A 1,147-nucleotide genomic window follows, 5' to 3' on the forward strand; every position below is an offset into this window, starting at 1 on the left:
ACTCGCCGTGGGTCTTGCCGCGGCCGTCGTCGCGCATCCTGAGCGAGCACGCCTTCGCGGCCGCTTCTTCCTCTCTGGCGAGGAGGGCTGCTTCGCGGGCGTCGGCCTCCTCGGGGGCGATCACCTCGAACAACCGGCGCCCGAGCCGGTTCAGAGCCTTCGCGTCGTGATGCCGGGCCTGCTCGAGCAGGAACGCCTCCGCCTCGGTGACCTTCTCCGCCGGGACCGTGTCGGGCAGGTCCTCGACCCACCGGACGATCACCCGCGCCTGATCGGTGTGGATCCTGCCGGCGGCCAGCGCATCCCTGGTCGCGGGATGGGCCTCCAGGTCCCGGCCCAACCGCACCGCCCCATGAGCAGCACCCGGGGTCGTCTTCGTCTCGTGCGCCAGCCACGCCGCCGCCGACGACGCCCCCTTCTCCTGACCGACATGCAGCTCGTCGGCGTGCGCCGCGACTCGGGCCTTGAGCTCGGCGACCTGGGCTTCCAGTCGGCTGATCTCCACCAGCGTCGACGCCGTCTCCTGAGCGTCCATGGACCACACCGACGCATCGGTCACCGCGTCGGCCGCGGCCCGCATCTGCGCGGTCGCAGCCGACACCCGGTGCCGGGGTGTGGCCATCGCTGTCATGGGACTACTCAAGCACCCGCCACCGACAGTGGAAGTGCCCAGAAGCCCTTTATCCACAGGGTTCTGGGCATCTTCCCGAAAATCAGAAGGTAAAATCTCGGCTGGATTCGGGTGGTGGTTTCGAGGCTCGCTTCGCTCGCACCTCAACCACCGGGCCCGCGCGAACCGGCGAGCCGGGCGCCGGCCGCAACCACGCGCTCAGCGTCCCCATTCGCTGCCTATCGGTCGCATCCCGAAGCCGCGGCGAGGTGCTGTCAGTCGACAGCTCAGCGTTCGCCGTCCGGGGTCTCGACAAGCTCGACCAACGGTGAGCCGGGCGCCGGCCGCAACCACCCACCCGCCGTCTCCGTTCGCTGCCTATCGGTCGCATCCCGAAGCCGCGGCGAGGTGCTCCCAGTCGACGGCTCGCCGTTCGCCGTCCGGGGTCTCGACAAGCTCGACCAACGGTGACCCGGGCGCCGGCCGCAACCACCCACCCGCCGTCCCCGTTCGCTGCCATGTCGACCGCAACCACGG

At 70.4% G+C, this 1,147-nt stretch carries 1 protein-coding gene; it reads right to left on the reverse strand.

Annotation, left to right across the window (positions count from 1 at the left end):
- Nucleotides 1–622 (reverse strand): DUF222 domain-containing protein (locus tag ABD086_RS25200; protein ID WP_343911434.1); only part of this gene is annotated, 622 nt, incomplete at its 3' end.
- Between the last annotated feature and the right edge of the window lie 525 nt (nucleotides 623–1,147).

The organism is Nocardioides aquiterrae (genome assembly GCF_039526625.1).
Classification (GTDB): Bacteria; Actinomycetota; Actinomycetes; order Propionibacteriales; family Nocardioidaceae; genus Nocardioides; species Nocardioides aquiterrae.